Raw genomic sequence first — 16202 nt, 5'->3', positions numbered from 1 at the left:
CGGTTCGATTCAGAAGGCATAGATGGATGTTCGCCTGCGAAAGTGAATTTTGATGCCGCCACACCCGAACTGGACCGAATTTGTTATCAGGTCGGTATATATGGTGTGGTTTGGGACGCAGCCTGATTGAGCTGCACCGATACTCCGCGATACCGGTCACGTTCCACCGAGACGCCCCTGTGACCGTGGCCGTGACCGGCATCGCCTGCGGCTCAAGCCGAAACCGGGTGCGTGTCGGAGGCGTTCATCACAGGGTAGTCCGTGTAGGCTGCCGCGCCGCCGCCGTACAGCGGCAGGTCGGTACGGAGTGGATTGAGGGGCGCGCGGCCCCGCAGCCGCTCGGGCAGGTCCGGGTTGGCGATGAACGGGCGGCCGATCGCGACGAGGTCCGCGCCCGCCTCCAGGATCCGCGCCGCCGCGGCCAGCCCCCCGTCCGCGGGGATCGGATCCGCTTCGGGCGCCTCGGGATTCGAGGGGTTGGCGATGAGCACGCCCTGCCAGCGTCGGCGCAGCTCCGCGAACAGCGGTGTGGGGCTGGCGTACGCGAGGTGGAGGTACGCGAGGCCGAGCGGGGCGAGGGCGTCGAGCAGGGCGGGGAACAGCTCGTCGGCGTCGTCCATCTCGATCCCGTTGTGGGGGTTGCCGGGCGAGAGGCGCAGGCCGGTGCGTTCGGCGCCGATCGCGGCCGTGACGGCCGCGACGACCTCGACCACGAACTTGATGCGGCCTTCGATCGAGCCGCCGTACTCGTCGGTGCGGTGGTTGGTGCTGGTGGCGAGGAACTGGTTGAGCAGGTAGCCGTTGGCGGCGTGGACTTCGACGCCGTCGGCGCCGGCGCGGATCGCGTTGCGGGCGGCGGCGGCGAAGTCGGCGACGGTGTCGCGGATGTCCTCGGTGGTCATGGTGCGGGGGACGACGGGTTCGCCGTGGCCCTTCGGAGTGTGGATGTACCCGGGCAGCGCGATCGGGGAGGGCGCCAAGGGGATCAGGCCGCTGGTGTCGGGGTGGCCGATGCGGCCGCCGTGCTCGATCTGGAGGAAGACGCGGCCGCCGGCGGCGTGCACGGCGTCGGTGACCTGCCGCCAACCGTCCACTTGAGACTCAGTGAAGATGCCGGGGATGTCGGGGTAGGTGTAGCCGACCTGGCTGGGGGAGCTGGCTTCGGCGACGATGAGGCCGGCGGAGGCGCGCTGCGCGTAGTACTCGGCCATGAGCGGCGTGGGGACGCCGCCGGCGGCCGCGCGGTTGCGGCTCATCGGCGGCATGACCAGCCGGTTCGGCAGGTCGAGCGCGCCGATGCGGGCGGGCTCGAAGAGGCGCTGGACCGCGGATTCGGGGGCGGTCTCGGAAGGAGCGGTTGCGGAGGATGCGGTTTCGTACGTCATGCCGGTACCGTAGAACCTGACACCAATGTCAGATTCAAGGGATTGTGAGGCACGCCATGCGAATCGGGGAACTCGCCCGCCGGACGGGCGTCAGCGTCAGGTCGCTGCGCTACTACGAGGAGCAGGGCCTGCTCGCCTCCGAACGTACCCCGGGCGGGCACCGCGAGTACCCCGAGCGGGCGGTCGACCGGGTGATCCGGATCCAGGTGCTGTACGCGGCGGGGCTGAACAGCCGCACCATCGACTCGATCCTGCCCTGCATGCACGACCACGACGGCGGCCCCAACGAGTCGGCCACGGCCACACTCGCGATGGAGCTCATGGCCGAACGCGAACGCATCGACCGCGCCATCGCCGACATGCTCCGGACCCGCGACATCCTCGACGAGGTCATCGCGGCCGCGACCCCGAGCGGGGTCTGAGCCGCGAAGCCCTCGCCCCCCGTTCTTACGTCAAGGGGCCCTTGAGGACTGCGAGGGCGGCGTTGCGATCGCCGGTCCAGTGGAAGACGTCGTCGGCAGGGGTTCGCCTGCCGCGCAGGAGGAGCAGGAGATCGCCTGCGGTGCCCCGGATGTCGGCGACCGGCTCGCCGGGGCCGAAGACCCACCAGTCGTCGGTGTCCGTGGCCTCCAAGCGGATGCACACGTCCGGCGGCCAGGCCTTCCCGCGCCCGATCTGCCGGGGCGCCAGCACGTCGAAGACCTCGGAGATCCCCTCGCACGCCAGCTCGGGGTCGAGCGGGCCCGCCTCGGCTCTGCCTGCTTCGCCGGTGCCCGTCCCCTCGATGGCCCGCTCCGCGTCCCACCGGTGCAGCATCATCGCGACCGAGCGCGAGCGCTGCCAGTAGCCCGCGGTCGGCGGCGTGTAGTAGCCCCACGCAGGCGCCTCGGGGTCGATGTCCAGCGCCATGAGCAGCACCTCGCCGGTGCCGTCGACCCAGCGCGTCAGCTCGTACCGGTCCTCGGGGACCTTCGGCGGGGTCCCGTCGGGCGGCTCGGGCCGGCCGTCCCAGTCGGTCACGGCCGCGGCGGCGAACAGGTTCGCGGTGCCCACGTGCGCGGCGAGTTCGGCGAGGGTCCGGACCTCGTCCCCGTGCTCGATCGGCGCGTCCAGGTCACCGCCGGCCAGGCAGGCGCCGAACGCGTCGAGTTCGCGCCGGAAATGGCGGAGAAACGACGCAGCATCCATGCTTCCCAGCCTATCCGCGACTGTGACCCGGCGCTCCCTCCAGGTCCCCCGCGTTCAGGCCGCTACCACCTCCGATCGGTCTCCGCGACGCGCGACCGCAGGTCACGGCCGCCGCGATCCGGACTCAGACACCTTGCGCCGGAACGGAAACGATGGCTCCCTCGCCGTCGAGCGGGGCGTCGTCGCGGTAGCGGACCTCGTAGACCCGCTCGGAGAATTTCCAGCCGTCCGCGGTCCGCGCATAGCGGTCGTGGTAGATCGCGATGTTCTGGTGGCCGCTCTCGTCATTGAGCTCGATGAGCTCCTGGATGTAGGTGCGCCCGGTAGCGGTGTCGCCTTCGAGCACGATCACGCCCGGATGCGAGGTCTGGATGAAATAGCGCCACTTGGTGGGTGCGAGCCGGCCCCACGCGAGCATCTGCCCGCGGCCCACGAGTTCGACGGGGATGTTCGGCATGCGGAGCGCGCCGTCCTCGGTGAAGAGCGAGGCGAGCCGGTCGTAGTCGCGCATCATGGTCGCGTCGGAGAACTCGGCCCGCAGCGCCTCGATCTCGACGCGGTCGGCGATGGCCTGGAAGTCGGTCATGGCGGGATCCTTCCTATCGGTTGCTGCACACAGGACCGAATAGCGCCACGCGATATGACAGGTCGGGGAGCAATGTCGTACCCGTCACGGACCATGGGCCCGTGACCGAAACTCCCGCCGCTCCCGACCCGATCATGGACGCCATCGGCCAGGCCGTGATGCGAGGCCAGAACGGCGACACCGCCGCCGCCCGCGAGGCGATGCTCGACCTGTGGACGCGGATCGGCGTCACTGGCGATCCTCTGCACCGGTGCACGCTCGCGCACTCGACGGCCGACCTCTACGAGGACGCCGCGCAGGCGCTCGCCTGGGACGTGCGGGCCCTCGACGCCGCCGACGCCGCGACCGACGAACGCGTGCAAGCCCATCACGCCGGGCTCGCGATCGCCGGTTTCTACCCGTCCCTGCACCTCAACCTCGCCGACGACTACCGCCGCCTCGGCTCCTTTGAGGCCGCCCGAGCCCACATCGACGCGGCCGACCAGGCCGCCCCGGCCCTGCCCGAGGGGCCGTACGGCGACCTGATCCGAAGCGCGATCAAGGAAGTCGCGGCCGCGATCGGCGAGAAGGACACCGCCCCAAGGCCTTCGGCCCCGGGCGCGGGCGCGGGCGGCTGAGCGTCCCGCCAGATGGCGCAGTAGTCAGGGCCCGCAGCAGCGCCTGGGCGCTGGCTGACTGCCGCTCGAACCCGGCCGTGTCCACCATCGGCGCGGCCGAGTCCGCTGCGTTCCGCTCGAGGTGGTCGGCGGGCACGGCGACCGCTGCGCGGGCGGGTGTCCGAGGCCGGCACCGACACCGGCTGGCGGCGCGAAGGCGGTATCGATGCGGCGCAACGAGGTGCGCCGCATCGACGAGTCGCTACTTGAGGTGGGCGGCGGTGGGGACGACCACGCCGTAGGCGTCGGCGATCGTGGCGAGGGCGCTGGCGTGCAGCTGCTCGGGGGTCACTTCGGCGACGGCCGTGGCGAGGGGGCGGGTGGCGCAGGCGTCGGCGACGACGGTCGGGCGGTTGCCGCGCAGGGCCGCGCCCTCGGCGGTGAAGGTGACGCACATGTGGGTCATGAACCCGATGACGATCACGTCGGTGTGCCCGGCCGCGTCGACCAGCTCGCCGAGTTCGGTGCCCACGAAGGAGTTCGGGGCGCCCTTGACCACGACGGCCTCGCCGTCGACGGGTGCGACCGCGGGGTGGATCGCGCCGAGGTCGGTGCGGATGTCGTAGTGGGAGCCCTCGCCGCCGTCGTGCTGCACGTGGATCACGGTCGTCCCGGCCTCGCGGGCGGCCGCGAGGAGGGCGGCGGCGTTGTCGAGCGCGGGGCGCCAGCCGGTCAGCTCCATGACGCCGCGCGTGTAGGTGTTCTGGTAGTCGACGAGGATCAGCGTCGCGTCGGCGAGCGCGGCGGGGGTCTCGTCGGCGCCGGCGAGGGTGCGGAGCGTGGGTGAGGGCATGGCGGTGTTCCTCCTGGTGAACGTGGGTTTCAGGCCGCTCGAAGGGGCCGGTGCCAACGCTACGGCGATTCGCCGATGTCGGCAATGACGGGTAAGGTGCAGAAACCGACATCAGTTGCCGACGCCCGGAACGGAGGAGCCGTGAGCCCCGCCAAGCGACTCGTGGTCGTCGTGCTCTTCGACCGCATCGACCTGCTCGACGTCACCGGCCCGCCGGAGGTGTTCGCGCTGCTGCGCCGTGAACTCGAGGCCGACACCGGCTACGAGGTCGTGCTCGCCTCCGCGACGATGGACCCGGTGCGGACCTCGGCCGGGGTCCGCGTGCTGCCCGACGCCACCTTCGAGGAGGTCGCGCGGCGCTCGATCGACACGCTCATCGTGCCCGGCTCGGTGGAGGTCGACGGCGCGAAGCGGGTGCGCGCCCTCGCCGATCCCGTTGTGGTCGAATGGGTCCGGCGCCTCGCCGGGCGCACGCGCCGGGTCGCGTCCGTCTGCGTCGGCGCCCATGTGCTGGCCGCCGCGGGCCTGCTCGAAGGCCGCCGCGCCACCACCCACTGGTCGACCGCGGCCCAGCTCGCGGCCGAGCACCCGGAGGTGGAGGTCGACGCCGACCCGATCTTCATCCGCGACGGCGACATCTGGACCGGCGCCGGGCTCACCGCCTGCCTCGACCTCTCGCTGGCGCTGGTCGCGGACGACTTCGGCGAGGAGCTGGCGCTCAAGGTCGCCCGGCAACTCGTCATGTTCCTGAAGCGGCCGAGCGGGCAGAGCCAGTTCAGCGTCTCCCTCGCGCCGGTGTCGACGACGCGGCGCGTGGACCTGCTGCGCCACTTCATCACCCGGCATCTGGCCGAGCCGCTGACCGTGGCGGGCCTGGCCGCCGAAGCGCACGTGAGCGAGCGCCAGCTCACCCGGATCTTCAAGTCCGAGTTGGGGATGACCCCGCGCGCCTACATCGAGTCCGCGCGGGTCGAGGCGGCGCGCAACCGTCTGGAGACCACCGACGACACCCTCGACCGGGTCGCCACCACCTGCGGGTTCGGGACCACGGACACCCTGGTCCGGGCCTTCCGCCGCGTCCTCGACACGACGCCGACGGCCTACCGCGACCGCTTCCGCCTCACGACTGCCTGAACGGTGAAGGCCGCCCCGGGAACACCCTCCCGAGGCGGCCTCTCGCATTGCGGTCCGAGGTGTCGCGGCGGCGGCGCCTTGCCGCCGCGGCACGGTTCAGGCGGTTAGCAGGCGGAGACGACCTTGAAGCTCTCGATCTGGTCGTTGAAGCTGCGGCCGCCGCCGAGGTCGCTCAGGTTCCGGACGTCGGTCTCGGGACCGAAGCAGATCCAGGCGCCGGTGGCGCCGTCGTCCGCGTAGAGCTTCAGGGTGCGGCCCGACTCGTTCGAGATCGAGGAGATCTCGTTGTCGCCGTCCCAGCCGTCGACCTCGTAGACGGTCCCGACCGAGCCGACGCGCCAGTTGACCCACTTGTCGCCGCTGTAGTTGGAGTCCTCCCACATGCAGACGTAGTTGTCGGCGCAGCCGCCGGCCCTGGTCTCGGCCTCGGTGGTGGACTCGGCCTGCGCCGACCCGGCGGTCAGGCCCAGACCCGCGATCACGGCGACGCCGGCCATGGCCGCGCCGGATGCCAGGCGGCGCTTCATCGTGGTCGTGTTCTCGCTGCTCATGGATATCCCTTTCGCCCGGCGGCGCTCGTTACGCCGCATTATCGGTTTCCGGCACGAATACCGCTGGTTTGCGGTCTTCCGCGCGCTCCAATAACGCGTCCTGATGGGGCGCAGGATGTCTGCTGTGAATCAACGCTCTATCCGGGCGGAAAAGCAACTGGGCGCAGCGGAAGTGAATCCGCTGCGCCCTTGTGCTGCAAGAGAACTCGAATGTTCCCTAATGGAATCTTAGCGAATAATGCTCTAACGAACGATGCGGAGTCCGGCGAGGCCGCCGTCGACCGCGAGGCTCGTGCCGGTGAGCGATTTGTTGTGGGGGTCGGCGAGGTAGACGACCGCGGCCGCGACCTCCTCGGGGCTCACGAGGCGGCCGGTCGGCTGGCGCTGCTCGAGCCGGGCGCGCTCGGCGGCCGGGTCCTCGGCCTGGTCGAGCAGGCGCTGCACCCACGGCGTGTCGGCCGTGCCGGGGCTGACGCAGTTGACGCGGATCCCTTCGGCCACATGGTCGGCGGCCATCGCGAGGGTGAGCGAGTGGACCGCGCCCTTCGACGCCGAGTAGAGGGCGCGGTTGACCAGGCCCGTGAGGGCGGCGATCGAGGTGGTGTTCACGATCGCCGGGGCCGCGGACTCGCGCAGGTGCGGCAGGCACGCGCGGGAGAGGCGGACCATGCCGAGGAGGTTCACGTCGAGGACGCGGAACCACTGCTTGTCGGAGTTCTCCTCGACGGTGCCGACCGCGCCGATCCCGGCGTTGTTCACCACGATGTCGATGCCCCCGAAGTGCTCCTTGGCGGCGGCGACGGCCAGGCGCACCTGGTTGTCGTCGGCCACGTCGCACTTGTGGGACCAGTGCCGCTCGTTCGCGTTGAGGTCGAGCACCGCCACGTTCGCGCCGCGGGCGGCGAACGCGTCAGCGGTCGCGGCGCCGATGCCGGAGGCGCCTCCGGAGATCACGACGGTCAGGCCTTCGAAGCCGGTCATCAGTTGCTCCTCCATTCAGGACCATGCGGGTAGGAGAACCGGATCAGGCTGTCCCGCTTCATCTCTGCGGAGAAGCCCGGTTCGGTCGGGGCCCGGTAGCGGCCGTTCTCGATCACCGTGGGCGCGGTGAAGTGCTCGTGCAGGTGGTCGACGTACTCGATCACGCGGTCGTCCATGGTCGCGCTGACCGAGGTGTAGTCGAACATGGACAGATGGCAGACGAGTTCGCACAGGCCCACTCCGCCCGCGTGCGGACAGACCGGGACGCCGAAGTGCTTGGCCAGCAGCAGGATCGCCAGGTTCTCGTTCACGCCGGCGACGCGCGCGGCGTCCAACTGGAGGAAGTCGATCGCGCCGGCCTGGAGCAGCTGCTTGAACATGACCCGGTTGTGGACGTGCTCGCCGGTCGCGACCTTGATGGGGGCCAGGCGCTTGCGGATGGCGGCGTGCCCGAGCACGTCGTCCGGGCTCGTGGGCTCCTCGATCCACCACGGGTCGAACTCGGCGAGGGCCTTCGTCCACTCCACGGCCTGGTCGACGTCCCAGCGCTGGTTCGCGTCGACCGCGATCCGGATGCCGGGGCCGACGGCCGAGCGCGCGGCGGCGAAGCGGCGGCGGTCGTCCTCCAGGTCCGCGCCCACTTTGAGTTTGATCTGCGTGTACCCCTCGGCGACGGCCTCGCGGGCGAGGCGCACGACCTTCTCGTCGTCGTAGCCGAGCCAGCCGGGGGAGGTGGTGTAGGCCGGGTAGCCGTCCCGCTCGATCTCGGCGATCCGCTCGGCCTTGCCCTCCTCGGCCTCGCGCAGGATGGCAAGGGCCGCTTCGGGAGTGAGGGCGTCCGTGAGGTACCGCCAGTCGACGCACGCGACGATCTCCTCGGGGGTGAGCCCGGAGAGGTACTTCCACAGCGGCAGCCCGGCGCGGCGCGCGGCGAGGTCCCACGCGGCGTTGACCAGGGCGGCGGCCGCGAGGTGCATGACGCCCTTCTCGGGGCCGAGCCAGCGGATCTGCGAGTCGTGCGTGAGCCGCCTGTACAGGTCGCCGAGCGCGGCCGGACCGTCCACATCGGCGCCGATCACGTACTCGCTGAGCGTTTCGATCGCGGCGCAGCAGATGTCGTTGCCGCGCCCGATCGTGAACGTGAACCCGTGGCCCTCGCGGCCGTCGTCGGCGTGGAGCACGACGTAGGCGGCCGAGTAGTCGGGATCGGGGTTCATCGCGTCCGAGCCGTCGAGGCTGCGCGAGGTCGGGAAGCGGACGTCGATGACGTCCACGGCCGTGATCGTCACGCCTGCACCGTGGGGTTCTCGGTGTGGCCCAGGCCTTCGATGCCCACGGAGACGACGTCGCCGGCCTTGAGGTACGGGAAGCGGCCGGAGAGCGCGACGCCCTCGGGGGTGCCGGTGAGCAGCAGGTCGCCCGCGTCGAAGGCCATGAACTGGGACATGTGGTGGATGATGCGGGCCACCGAGAAGATCATGTCCTTCGAGTTCGAGTCCTGGCGGATCTCGCCGTTCACCTTGGACCACATGCGCAGTGCCTGCACGTCGTCGATCTCGTCAGGGGTGACGAGGTACGGGCCGAGCGGGGTGAACGTGGGGCAGGCCTTGCCCTTCGAGAACTGGCCGCCCGAGCGCTCGATCTGGAACTCGCGCTCGGAGAGGTCGTTCGCGACGACGAACCCGGCGATGCAGTCGAGCGCCGCCTCCTCGGACTCCAGATAGGACGCGCGCTTGCCGAGGACCACGCCCAGCTCGACCTCCCAGTCCGTGCGGGTGGACTTCCGGGGGATCTGGACCTCGTCCTGCGGGCCCACGATCGTGTTGGGGTGCTTGTAGAACACCACCGGCTCGGCGGGCGGCTCGGCGCCGGACTCGGCGCAGTGCGCGGCGTAGTTCATGCCGATGCACACGATCGCGGCGGGCTTGGCGATCGGCGGCGCGATGCGCTGCCCCGCGATGTCGATCTCGGGGAAGCCCGCGGTGGTCGCGATGCCCCCGCGCTCCAAGAACTCGCCGTCGATGTCCCCGATCGGCCCGGAGAGGTCGTAGTACTTGCCGTCCGCGAGGGCCACGGGGGTCTCGAGGCCGGGCTGTCCGATGCGCAGGTACTTCATGACTCTCCTAGCTGGTAGGTCCGGGCGGCGGTGCCGCCGAAGACGTCCGGGTCGGTGCGCCCGAGGACTTCGGTGAGGGCGTCCTTGACGCGGGTGTACGTGGCGGCCAGTTCGCAGACGGGCCAGTCGGAGCCGAACATGAGGCGGTCGGGTCCGAAGAGTTCGAGGGCGGTCTGGACGAACGGCCGCAGGTCGTTCGGGGTCCAGTGCCGCCAGTCGGCCTCGGTGACGAGCCCGGAGAGCTTCGCGGTCACGTTGGGCTGCTTGGCGAGCGGAGTGACGGCCTCCCGCCAGGCCTTGAGGCCGGCGTCGCCGTCGCGCACCTGGGGCTTGCCGAGGTGGTCGAGCACGAACCCGAGCTCGGGGACGGCGGCGGCGGCCTTCGCGGCGGCCGGGAGCTGGTCCACACGCACGACCAGGTCGAAGGTGGGCACGGTGCCCGCGACGGCCCTGAGTGCGGTGATCACTTCGGGCCGGGCCAGGAAGTCCGGGTCGGGGCGGCCCTGGACCTGGTCGCGCAGGCCCACGAGGAAGCGGGCGCGGGGGTGGTTCGCATAGCGCGACAAGGTGTTCGCGAGGTGCGGGTCGAGGAGGTCGATGAAGCCGACGACCCCGGCGATCTCGTCCACGGCCCCGGCGAGGTGCAGGAACTCGACGGTCTCGGACGGGTGGCCCCAGTCCGCTTCGACCAGGATCGTGCGGTCGACCCCGGCGTCCTTCAGGTTGGCGCGGAGGTCGTTGACGCCGTAGTCGCGGCGGATCGGCGCGAGCTCCGGTTCGCTCGCGAGCCAGGGGTAGTCGGCGGTCCACAGATGGTGGTGCGCGTCGATCACGGGAGCGCTCATGACGGTACGGGTGCCTCCTCGGCCAGCAGCCCGGCCCGCTTGAGGTCTCGCCACAGCGCGCCGGGAATGGGGTGGGCGTACATCGCGAGGGCGTCGTCGACCTCTTCGGGGTTGCGCGCGCCGACGAGGATCGACGCGACGGCGGGGTGGGCGGCCGGGAACTGCAGCGCGGCCGCGCGCAGCGGGGTGTCGTACCGGTCGCAGATCGCGGCGATCGCCTGCGCACGCTCCACGAGTCGTCGGTCCGCCTCCGCATAATTGAACCGCGCTCCCGGCTTCGGGTCCGCGAGGATCCCGGAGTTGAAGACGCCCGCGGCGATCACTGAGACGCCGCGCGAGACGCAGAGGGGGTAGAGCCGGTCCAGGGCGGACTGGTCGAGCAGGGTGTAGCGCCCGGCGATGAGCGCCACGTCGAAATCGGCCCGCGAGAGCAGATCGGCGGCGGCCTCGGTGGAGTTCATGCCGATCCCGACGGCGCCGATGCGCCCCGCGGCCTTGAGTTCGGTGAGGGCCTTGTGCGTCCCGGCGAGGGCCTCGTCCCGGTGGTCGTCCGGGTCGTGGATGAGGCCGATCTCGACGCGGTCGGTGCCGAGGCGCTCGAGGCTGCCGAGGTGGGCGTCGTGCGTGCCGCGGTAGGAGAAGTCGAAGGACGAGGCCTTGCCGTTGGGCTCGCCCCAGATGTCCCAGGGCCCTTCGTGGTCGACGAGGACGCGGCCCATCTTGGTGGACACGGTGAACGCGTCGCGCGGGCGGCCCGCGAGAGCGCTCCCGAGTCGCTCCTCGGAGAGCCCGGCGCCGTAGTGCGGGGCGGTGTCGAAGTGCCGCACGCCCCCGTTCCAGGCGGCGTCGACGGTGGCGGCGGCGACGGCCGGGTCGACGGGCGTGAAGAGCCCTGCGAGCGGCGCGCAGCCGAGTCCGACGGCGGTCACGGACACGTCCGTGTCGCCGAGCGTGCGGGCGGGGAGTGCGTGCCGGTCTCCGACCACGGTGGCCTCCAATGGGAGCAAAAGGGGCGTTGCGGCGGCCCTTGCCGAGCTGAGCCATGCCGTCGCGACATTATCCTATAGGATTGTGCGCATGACGGCTACATCAGCGACCCCCGAGAAGCGTACGCTCGCGGACGAGGCCTACACGGAGCTGAAGTCCCGGATCATGCGCTCCGAGCTGGCGCCGGGGGCCAAGCTGAGCATCGACGGGCTCGCCAAGCAGCTCGCGTTCTCGCAGACGCCGATCCGCGAAGCGCTGGCGCGCTTGGAGTCCGAGGGCCTGCTCGCCCGGCGGCCGCTGAGCGGGTACACCGTCGAGCCGCTGCTCTCCGCCGCCGAATTCGACGACCTCTTCGAGATCCGCATGATGCTCGAGCCCCGGGCCGCCAGGCGGGCGGCCGAGCGAGGGACGCCGGAGATCCGCGAACCCGCACTGCTCCGTTCAATCCCTCCAGGCGACGGCCTCGCCCAGGTCGACGCCTCCGGTCTCCCTGCAGCTGAGGCGAACGCGCTGCTGGCCGCCGCACGGACGCCCGACGCGGGCTCGGACAAGCTCGAGTTCACCGAGGCCGACGCCCGCTTCCACAACACGGTCGCCGCCCTGAGCGGCAGCGCGCAGCTCGCGAAGGCGATCCGCCGCCTCGACGCCCACCTGCACCTGCACCGCGCCTACATCGAGCCCGACTCGATCGGGGAGACCGAGGTGGAGCACCTCGCGGTCGCGGACGCTATCATTGGCCAGCAACCGCTTGCCGCCGAGGAGGCGATGCGCCGCCACCTCGAACGCTCCCGGATCCGGCACCGCGCCGCGTTCGAAGCGGCCCGCACCACCGAACCGACCCCGAAGCCCAAGCGCGCCAAGGCGAACCGATGAACGAAGCAGGCCGCGGCCACCGCGCCGCCGCACCCGCCCGCCCGACCTCGCACGCCGCGACCCAGGAAGCAGAGGTGCGAACGCCATGCCCCGCGTAGCCCTGTTCATCACCTGCGTCAACGACGCGCTCTTCCCCGAGACGCCGAAAGCCGTCGTCCGCATCCTCGAACGACTCGGCTACGACGTCGACTTCCCCGCCGCCCAGACCTGCTGCGGCCAGATGCACGCGAACTCCGGCTACAAGAAGGACGCCGAGACGCTCGCGAGCTCCTTCGAAGCCGTCTTCGGCGACTACGACGCGATCGTCACCCCCTCCGGCTCCTGCGCCGCCATGACCCGCGACCAGTACCCGCACCTGACCGGCTCCGACATCGGCCGCCGCGTGCACGAACTCTCCGAGTTCCTCATCGACGTCGCCGGGGTCGAAGACGTGGGCGCCCGCTTCCCCCACACCGTCACCTACCACCCCACCTGCCACGGCACCCGCGCACTCGGCCTGGGGGACAAGCCGCTCCGCCTCCTCCGCGCCGTCCAGGACATCGACCTCGTCGACCTCCCCGCCGCCGACCAGTGCTGCGGCTTCGGCGGCACCTTCGCCCTCAAGAACAGCGAGGTCTCCTCCGCGATGCTCGCCGACAAGTGCCGCCACGCCTCGAGCACCGGCGCCGAATACCTCGCCGCCGCCGACAACTCGTGCCTCACCCACATCGGCGGCGGCATCAGCAGGCTCGAGCGCACGGCCGGCTCCGCAAGCGTCGCCGGACGGCGCGGACCGCGCCCCATCCACTACGCCGAAATCCTCGCGAGCGCCGCATGAGCACCCACGAGATCGTCCCGGCCGCCTCGCTCATCCCCGCCGACGCGCCGTTCCCCAAGGCCGCCAAGGTCGCCCTCGGCATGCCCCAGCTCCGCAAGAACCTCGCCCACGCCACCGGCACCATCCGCGCCAAGCGCGCCAACGTCGCCGGGGAACTCGACGACTGGGAGGCCCTGCGCGACGCCGCCGCCGCGATCAAGGCCGACGTGCAGCACCGCCTCCCCGAACTCGCGATCGAGTTCGAACGCAACGCGATCGCCGCCGGCGCACAGGTCCACTGGGCCAGGGACGCCAAGGAGGCCAACGAGATCGCCGCCCGGATCGTGCGCGACGCCGGGGCCGAGGAGGTCGTCAAGGTCAAGTCCATGGCGACCCAGGAGATCGAGCTCAACGAGCACTTCGAAGCGGTCGGCCTCAAGGCCTACGAGACCGACCTGGCCGAGCTCATCGTCCAGCTCGCCGAGGACAAGCCCAGCCACATCCTCGTGCCCGCGATCCACTACAACCGCACCCAGATCCGCGACATCTTCGATCAGAAGATGGGCGATGCGCCCACTGGTCTCACCGACGAGCCGGCCGCGCTGGCCGAGGCCGCGCGGCTGCACCTGCGGCGGCGGTTCCTCTCGGCGAAGGTGGCGGTATCGGGCGCGAACTTCGCCGTGGCCGAGACGGGTTCGCTCGTCGTGGTCGAGTCGGAGGGCAACGGCCGCATGTGCCTCACGATGCCGGAGACGCTGATCAGCATCGTGGGCATCGAGAAGCTGCTGCCGAGCTTCGCCGATCTCGAAGTCTTCATGCAGCTGCTGCCGCGTTCGTCCACAGGGGAGCGGATGAACCCGTACACCTCGGTGTGGACGGGCGCCCGCGAGGGCGACGGGCCGAAGGATGTGCATGTCATCCTCCTCGACAACGGCCGCACCGGGGTCCTCGCCGACGAGGTGGGCCGCCAGGCGCTCTCGTGCATCCGCTGCTCGGCCTGCCTCAACGTGTGCCCGGTCTACGAGCGCACCGGCGGCCACGCGTACGGCCACGTCTACCCGGGCCCGATCGGCGCGATCCTCGCGCCGCAGCTCGAGCCCGGCAGGCACGACGACCTGCCGTACGCCTCGAGCCTGTGCGGCGCCTGCTACGAGGTCTGCCCGGTCAAGATCGACATCCCCGAAGTGCTCGTGCACCTGCGCCAGCGGGGCCCGCACCAGGCGGGGGAGCAGGCCGCGATGGGCGCTGCGAGAGCCGTGATGGCCCGCCCGGCCCTGTGGCGGGCCGCGCTGCGGGCCGCCCGGTTCGGGTCGATGCCGTGGCGCCGCAAGGGATTCCTGCGCAGACTGCCGTGGCCCGGATCGCGGTGGACGGTGAGCCGGGACCTCCCGTTGCCGCCGAAGGAGGACTTCCGGGACTGGTGGAAGGAGCGGCAGCGATGAGCGCCCAGCAGCGTGCCCGCGAGGAGATCCTGGCGCGGATGCGCCGTGCTCTCGACGGCGCGGGCGAGGCCCCCGAGCCGCCGCGCGAATACCGGCGGTCGCTGGATCCTGATGTCGACATCACGGCGATGCTCGTCGACCGGCTCGTCGACTACAAGGCGAACGTCCACTATGGGCTGAACTCGATCGCCGCAGCGCTCGGTGAGGCGAAGCGCGTCGTGGTCCCCGCCGACCTCCCCGCGGAGTGGCGGCTCGGCGCGGCGGAGTTCGCGCCCGACACCGGTCTGTCCACTGCGGACCTCGACCGCATGGACGCGGTCCTCACCGGCTGCGCCGCCGCCGTCGCCGTCTCGGGCACGATCATGCTCGACACCGGTGCGGCCCAAGGCAGGAGGGCGATCACGCTGGTGCCGGACCACCATGTGGTGGTGGTCCGGCCCGAGCAGATCGTGGGGCACCTCGCCGAGGCGCTGCCGATGCTCGACCGCACGGCCCCGCAGACCTGGATCTCCGGGCCGTCGGCGACGAGCGACATCGAGCTGCAGCGCGTGGAAGGCGTGCACGGCCCGCGCCGCCTCGACGTGGTGCTGCTCTAGCGCCGCAGGAGCGTGGTCGGGGTGATCCGCGGGAAGTACGCGACCGCGTCGAACCAGGCGCTGAAGGACGGCGAGACCACGTGGTGCTGCTCGTCCTCGGCGGGGTCGTAGACGCCCGGGATCACCCGCACCTTCCTGCTGTCCCGCAGCCACTCCGCGACCTCGTCCGGGGCCTCCGCGCGCAGGTCGAGGAGGAACGGCTCGCCGTCCGGCAGGTCGGCCTCGACGTAGTCCGCGGGCGGGGCCGGCACCCTGACGCCGGCGTGGATCTCGCCCTCGCCGAAGCCGATCATCACCGAGCGGTACTTGTCGCCGAAGTGCCCGCGCAGGTGGCCGCCGACGGACCGGAACGACTGGCCGCCGCCGATCTTGACCGACATCGCGTCCGCGTTCGCGGTGATCGCGATGCCGTCCCAGAACACGGTCTTGGCGCCGGTGCGCTCGTAGTCCCGAAGGATCTCGGCGGCGGACGTCGCCATGGCCGCGCCGAAGTCGATTCCCGCTGCGACCGTGTGGGAGTGGTGGTCCACGATGATGCGGGCGTAGCGCAGGACGTGGTCGCGTTCGGGATCCTCGGGGAGGGACGCGACGAGCGCGTAGGCGTCGCGGGCGGATGCGGCGAAGGGCCGGCCGGGGTGGACGCCGCGGAAGCGCTGCACGTGCTCGTCGATCTTGTGGGCGCTGCGCGGGGGAGCGAGGTGCGCTTTGAGCTCGTCGAGGCGGCCGGGGGCGGTGCGGCGCACGTAGTCGGTGACGGCGTCGTAGTGGTAGGCCTGGGCACCTGCGGGATTGGTGCCGAAGAGCCGCACGGGATCGGCAGGGTGCTCGCGGTTGTAGGCGCGCATCCACTGCAGTCCTGCGATGGTCTCCTCGGTGCGCCAAGGCGGCCAGGCCGCGCCGAGCGCCACGACCGGGTCGTCGTCCGCGCCGCGGACGAAATCGTCGAGGCGTTCGGCGACGATCGCGTCGTCATTGATGGCGAGGGCCCTGAAACCGAGCTCTTCGACCAGGAACTGCAAGGCCCGCAACCGGTACCGGTCGATCTCGGTCGCCGCGCGGGTGGTCTCGCCGAACGCGACGACCTCGGCGTCGCCCACGACGCCGCGCAGGGCTTCCAGGTCGTCGACCGGCCGGGCGTTGGCCTTGATCCATTGCCGCACTTGCTCGCCCATGGCGTGTCCCCTCGGTCGGGGCCGCCGGTGCGGCGGCCTGTCCCGGACGACGCTACGAAGGCATCGACGGTAGCCGCATCCGTCGGCCGACCGGTCGGCGA

General features: G+C 71.2%; 18 protein-coding genes. 7 read left to right on the top strand and 11 right to left on the bottom strand.

The window, feature by feature from the left end; translation table 11 throughout:
- Positions 1–212 precede the first annotated feature (212 nt).
- Entirely contained in the window at positions 213–1385 is a 1173-nt protein-coding gene (locus tag O2L01_RS23390; RefSeq protein WP_270124461.1) for an alkene reductase, read from the bottom strand.
- Positions 1386–1441: 56 nt separating this feature from the next.
- On the opposite strand from O2L01_RS23390, the gene O2L01_RS23385 reads away from it, so the two are divergent.
- Complete coding sequence (locus O2L01_RS23385) at positions 1442–1807, top strand: MerR family transcriptional regulator (protein ID WP_270124460.1); 366 nt, start codon at positions 1442–1444, stop codon at positions 1805–1807.
- A gap of 25 nt (positions 1808–1832) precedes the next feature.
- Here the strand turns inward: O2L01_RS23385 and O2L01_RS23380 are convergent, their stop codons facing one another.
- Both O2L01_RS23380 and O2L01_RS23375 read right to left on the bottom strand, forming a co-directional pair.
- Positions 1833–2573: a maleylpyruvate isomerase N-terminal domain-containing protein gene (locus tag O2L01_RS23380; RefSeq protein ID WP_270124459.1), complete on the bottom strand. Its 741-nt coding sequence runs from the start codon at positions 2571–2573 to the stop codon at positions 1833–1835.
- A gap of 124 nt (positions 2574–2697) precedes the next feature.
- The gene (locus O2L01_RS23375; RefSeq protein ID WP_270124458.1) at positions 2698–3159 is read right to left on the bottom strand and encodes a nuclear transport factor 2 family protein; all 462 of its coding nucleotides are present in this window, start codon (positions 3157–3159) and stop codon (positions 2698–2700) included.
- Between the two features lie 101 nt (positions 3160–3260).
- Here O2L01_RS23375 and O2L01_RS23370 point away from each other — a divergent pair, with 101 nt between their 5' ends.
- Positions 3261–3776, top strand: coding sequence for a hypothetical protein (locus O2L01_RS23370; protein ID WP_270124457.1), 516 nt, complete (start codon positions 3261–3263; stop codon positions 3774–3776).
- Between the two features lie 241 nt (positions 3777–4017).
- Here the strand turns inward: O2L01_RS23370 and O2L01_RS23365 are convergent, their stop codons facing one another.
- Positions 4018–4608: an isochorismatase family protein gene (locus tag O2L01_RS23365; protein WP_270124456.1), complete on the bottom strand. Its 591-nt coding sequence runs from the start codon at positions 4606–4608 to the stop codon at positions 4018–4020.
- A 141-nt stretch (positions 4609–4749) separates the two neighbouring features.
- Here O2L01_RS23365 and O2L01_RS23360 point away from each other — a divergent pair, with 141 nt between their 5' ends.
- The gene (locus tag O2L01_RS23360; RefSeq protein ID WP_270124455.1) at positions 4750–5742 is read left to right on the top strand and encodes a GlxA family transcriptional regulator; all 993 of its coding nucleotides are present in this window, start codon (positions 4750–4752) and stop codon (positions 5740–5742) included.
- Between the two features lie 104 nt (positions 5743–5846).
- On the opposite strand, the gene O2L01_RS23355 is transcribed toward O2L01_RS23360, so the two are convergent.
- From O2L01_RS23355 to O2L01_RS23330, 6 genes are all read right to left on the bottom strand, one after another.
- Positions 5847–6293, bottom strand: coding sequence for a peptidase inhibitor family I36 protein (locus O2L01_RS23355; protein ID WP_270124453.1), 447 nt, complete (start codon positions 6291–6293; stop codon positions 5847–5849).
- A gap of 243 nt (positions 6294–6536) precedes the next feature.
- Positions 6537–7274, bottom strand: coding sequence for an SDR family NAD(P)-dependent oxidoreductase (locus O2L01_RS23350; protein ID WP_270124452.1), 738 nt, complete (start codon positions 7272–7274; stop codon positions 6537–6539).
- Entirely contained in the window at positions 7274–8563 is a 1290-nt protein-coding gene (locus O2L01_RS23345) for an enolase C-terminal domain-like protein (protein WP_270124451.1), read from the bottom strand. The genes O2L01_RS23350 and O2L01_RS23345 overlap by 1 nt, the downstream gene beginning before the upstream one ends.
- Entirely contained in the window at positions 8560–9390 is an 831-nt protein-coding gene (locus O2L01_RS23340; protein WP_270124450.1) for a fumarylacetoacetate hydrolase family protein, read from the bottom strand. The genes O2L01_RS23345 and O2L01_RS23340 overlap by 4 nt, the downstream gene beginning before the upstream one ends.
- The gene (locus O2L01_RS23335) at positions 9387–10235 is read right to left on the bottom strand and encodes an amidohydrolase family protein (RefSeq protein WP_270124449.1); all 849 of its coding nucleotides are present in this window, start codon (positions 10233–10235) and stop codon (positions 9387–9389) included. Before O2L01_RS23335 ends, O2L01_RS23340 begins: the two co-directional genes overlap by 4 nt.
- On the bottom strand, positions 10232–11221 hold the full coding sequence (locus O2L01_RS23330; RefSeq protein WP_270124448.1) for an aldo/keto reductase: 990 nt from the start codon (positions 11219–11221) through the stop codon (positions 10232–10234). The genes O2L01_RS23335 and O2L01_RS23330 overlap by 4 nt, the downstream gene beginning before the upstream one ends.
- Positions 11222–11312: 91 nt before the next feature.
- Between O2L01_RS23330 and O2L01_RS23325 the strand changes: the two genes are divergently transcribed.
- The 4 genes from O2L01_RS23325 (at position 11313) to O2L01_RS23310 (ending at position 14929) form a co-directional block, all read left to right on the top strand.
- Positions 11313–12095: a GntR family transcriptional regulator gene (locus O2L01_RS23325; protein ID WP_270124447.1), complete on the top strand. Its 783-nt coding sequence runs from the start codon at positions 11313–11315 to the stop codon at positions 12093–12095.
- 85 nt (positions 12096–12180) lie between these two features.
- The gene (locus O2L01_RS23320; protein ID WP_270124446.1) at positions 12181–12912 is read left to right on the top strand and encodes a (Fe-S)-binding protein; all 732 of its coding nucleotides are present in this window, start codon (positions 12181–12183) and stop codon (positions 12910–12912) included.
- Positions 12909–14333, top strand: coding sequence for a LutB/LldF family L-lactate oxidation iron-sulfur protein (locus tag O2L01_RS23315; protein ID WP_270124445.1), 1425 nt, complete (start codon positions 12909–12911; stop codon positions 14331–14333). The genes O2L01_RS23320 and O2L01_RS23315 overlap by 4 nt, the downstream gene beginning before the upstream one ends.
- Positions 14330–14929: a LutC/YkgG family protein gene (locus O2L01_RS23310; protein ID WP_270124444.1), complete on the top strand. Its 600-nt coding sequence runs from the start codon at positions 14330–14332 to the stop codon at positions 14927–14929. The genes O2L01_RS23315 and O2L01_RS23310 overlap by 4 nt, the downstream gene beginning before the upstream one ends.
- Here the strand turns inward: O2L01_RS23310 and O2L01_RS23305 are convergent.
- A complete protein-coding gene (locus O2L01_RS23305; RefSeq protein ID WP_270124443.1) occupies positions 14926–16101 on the bottom strand; it encodes an erythromycin esterase family protein in 1176 nt (391 codons plus the stop codon). The two genes, O2L01_RS23310 and O2L01_RS23305, sit on opposite strands and share 4 nt — an antisense overlap.
- Positions 16102–16202: the final 101 nt, after the last annotated feature.

The organism is Glycomyces lechevalierae, from assembly GCF_027622945.1.
Taxonomy (GTDB): Bacteria; Actinomycetota; Actinomycetes; order Mycobacteriales; family Micromonosporaceae; genus Glycomyces; species Glycomyces rutgersensis.
Note: the sequence above shows the minus strand (reverse complement) of the source record. Positions and strands in the feature narration are given on the sequence as shown.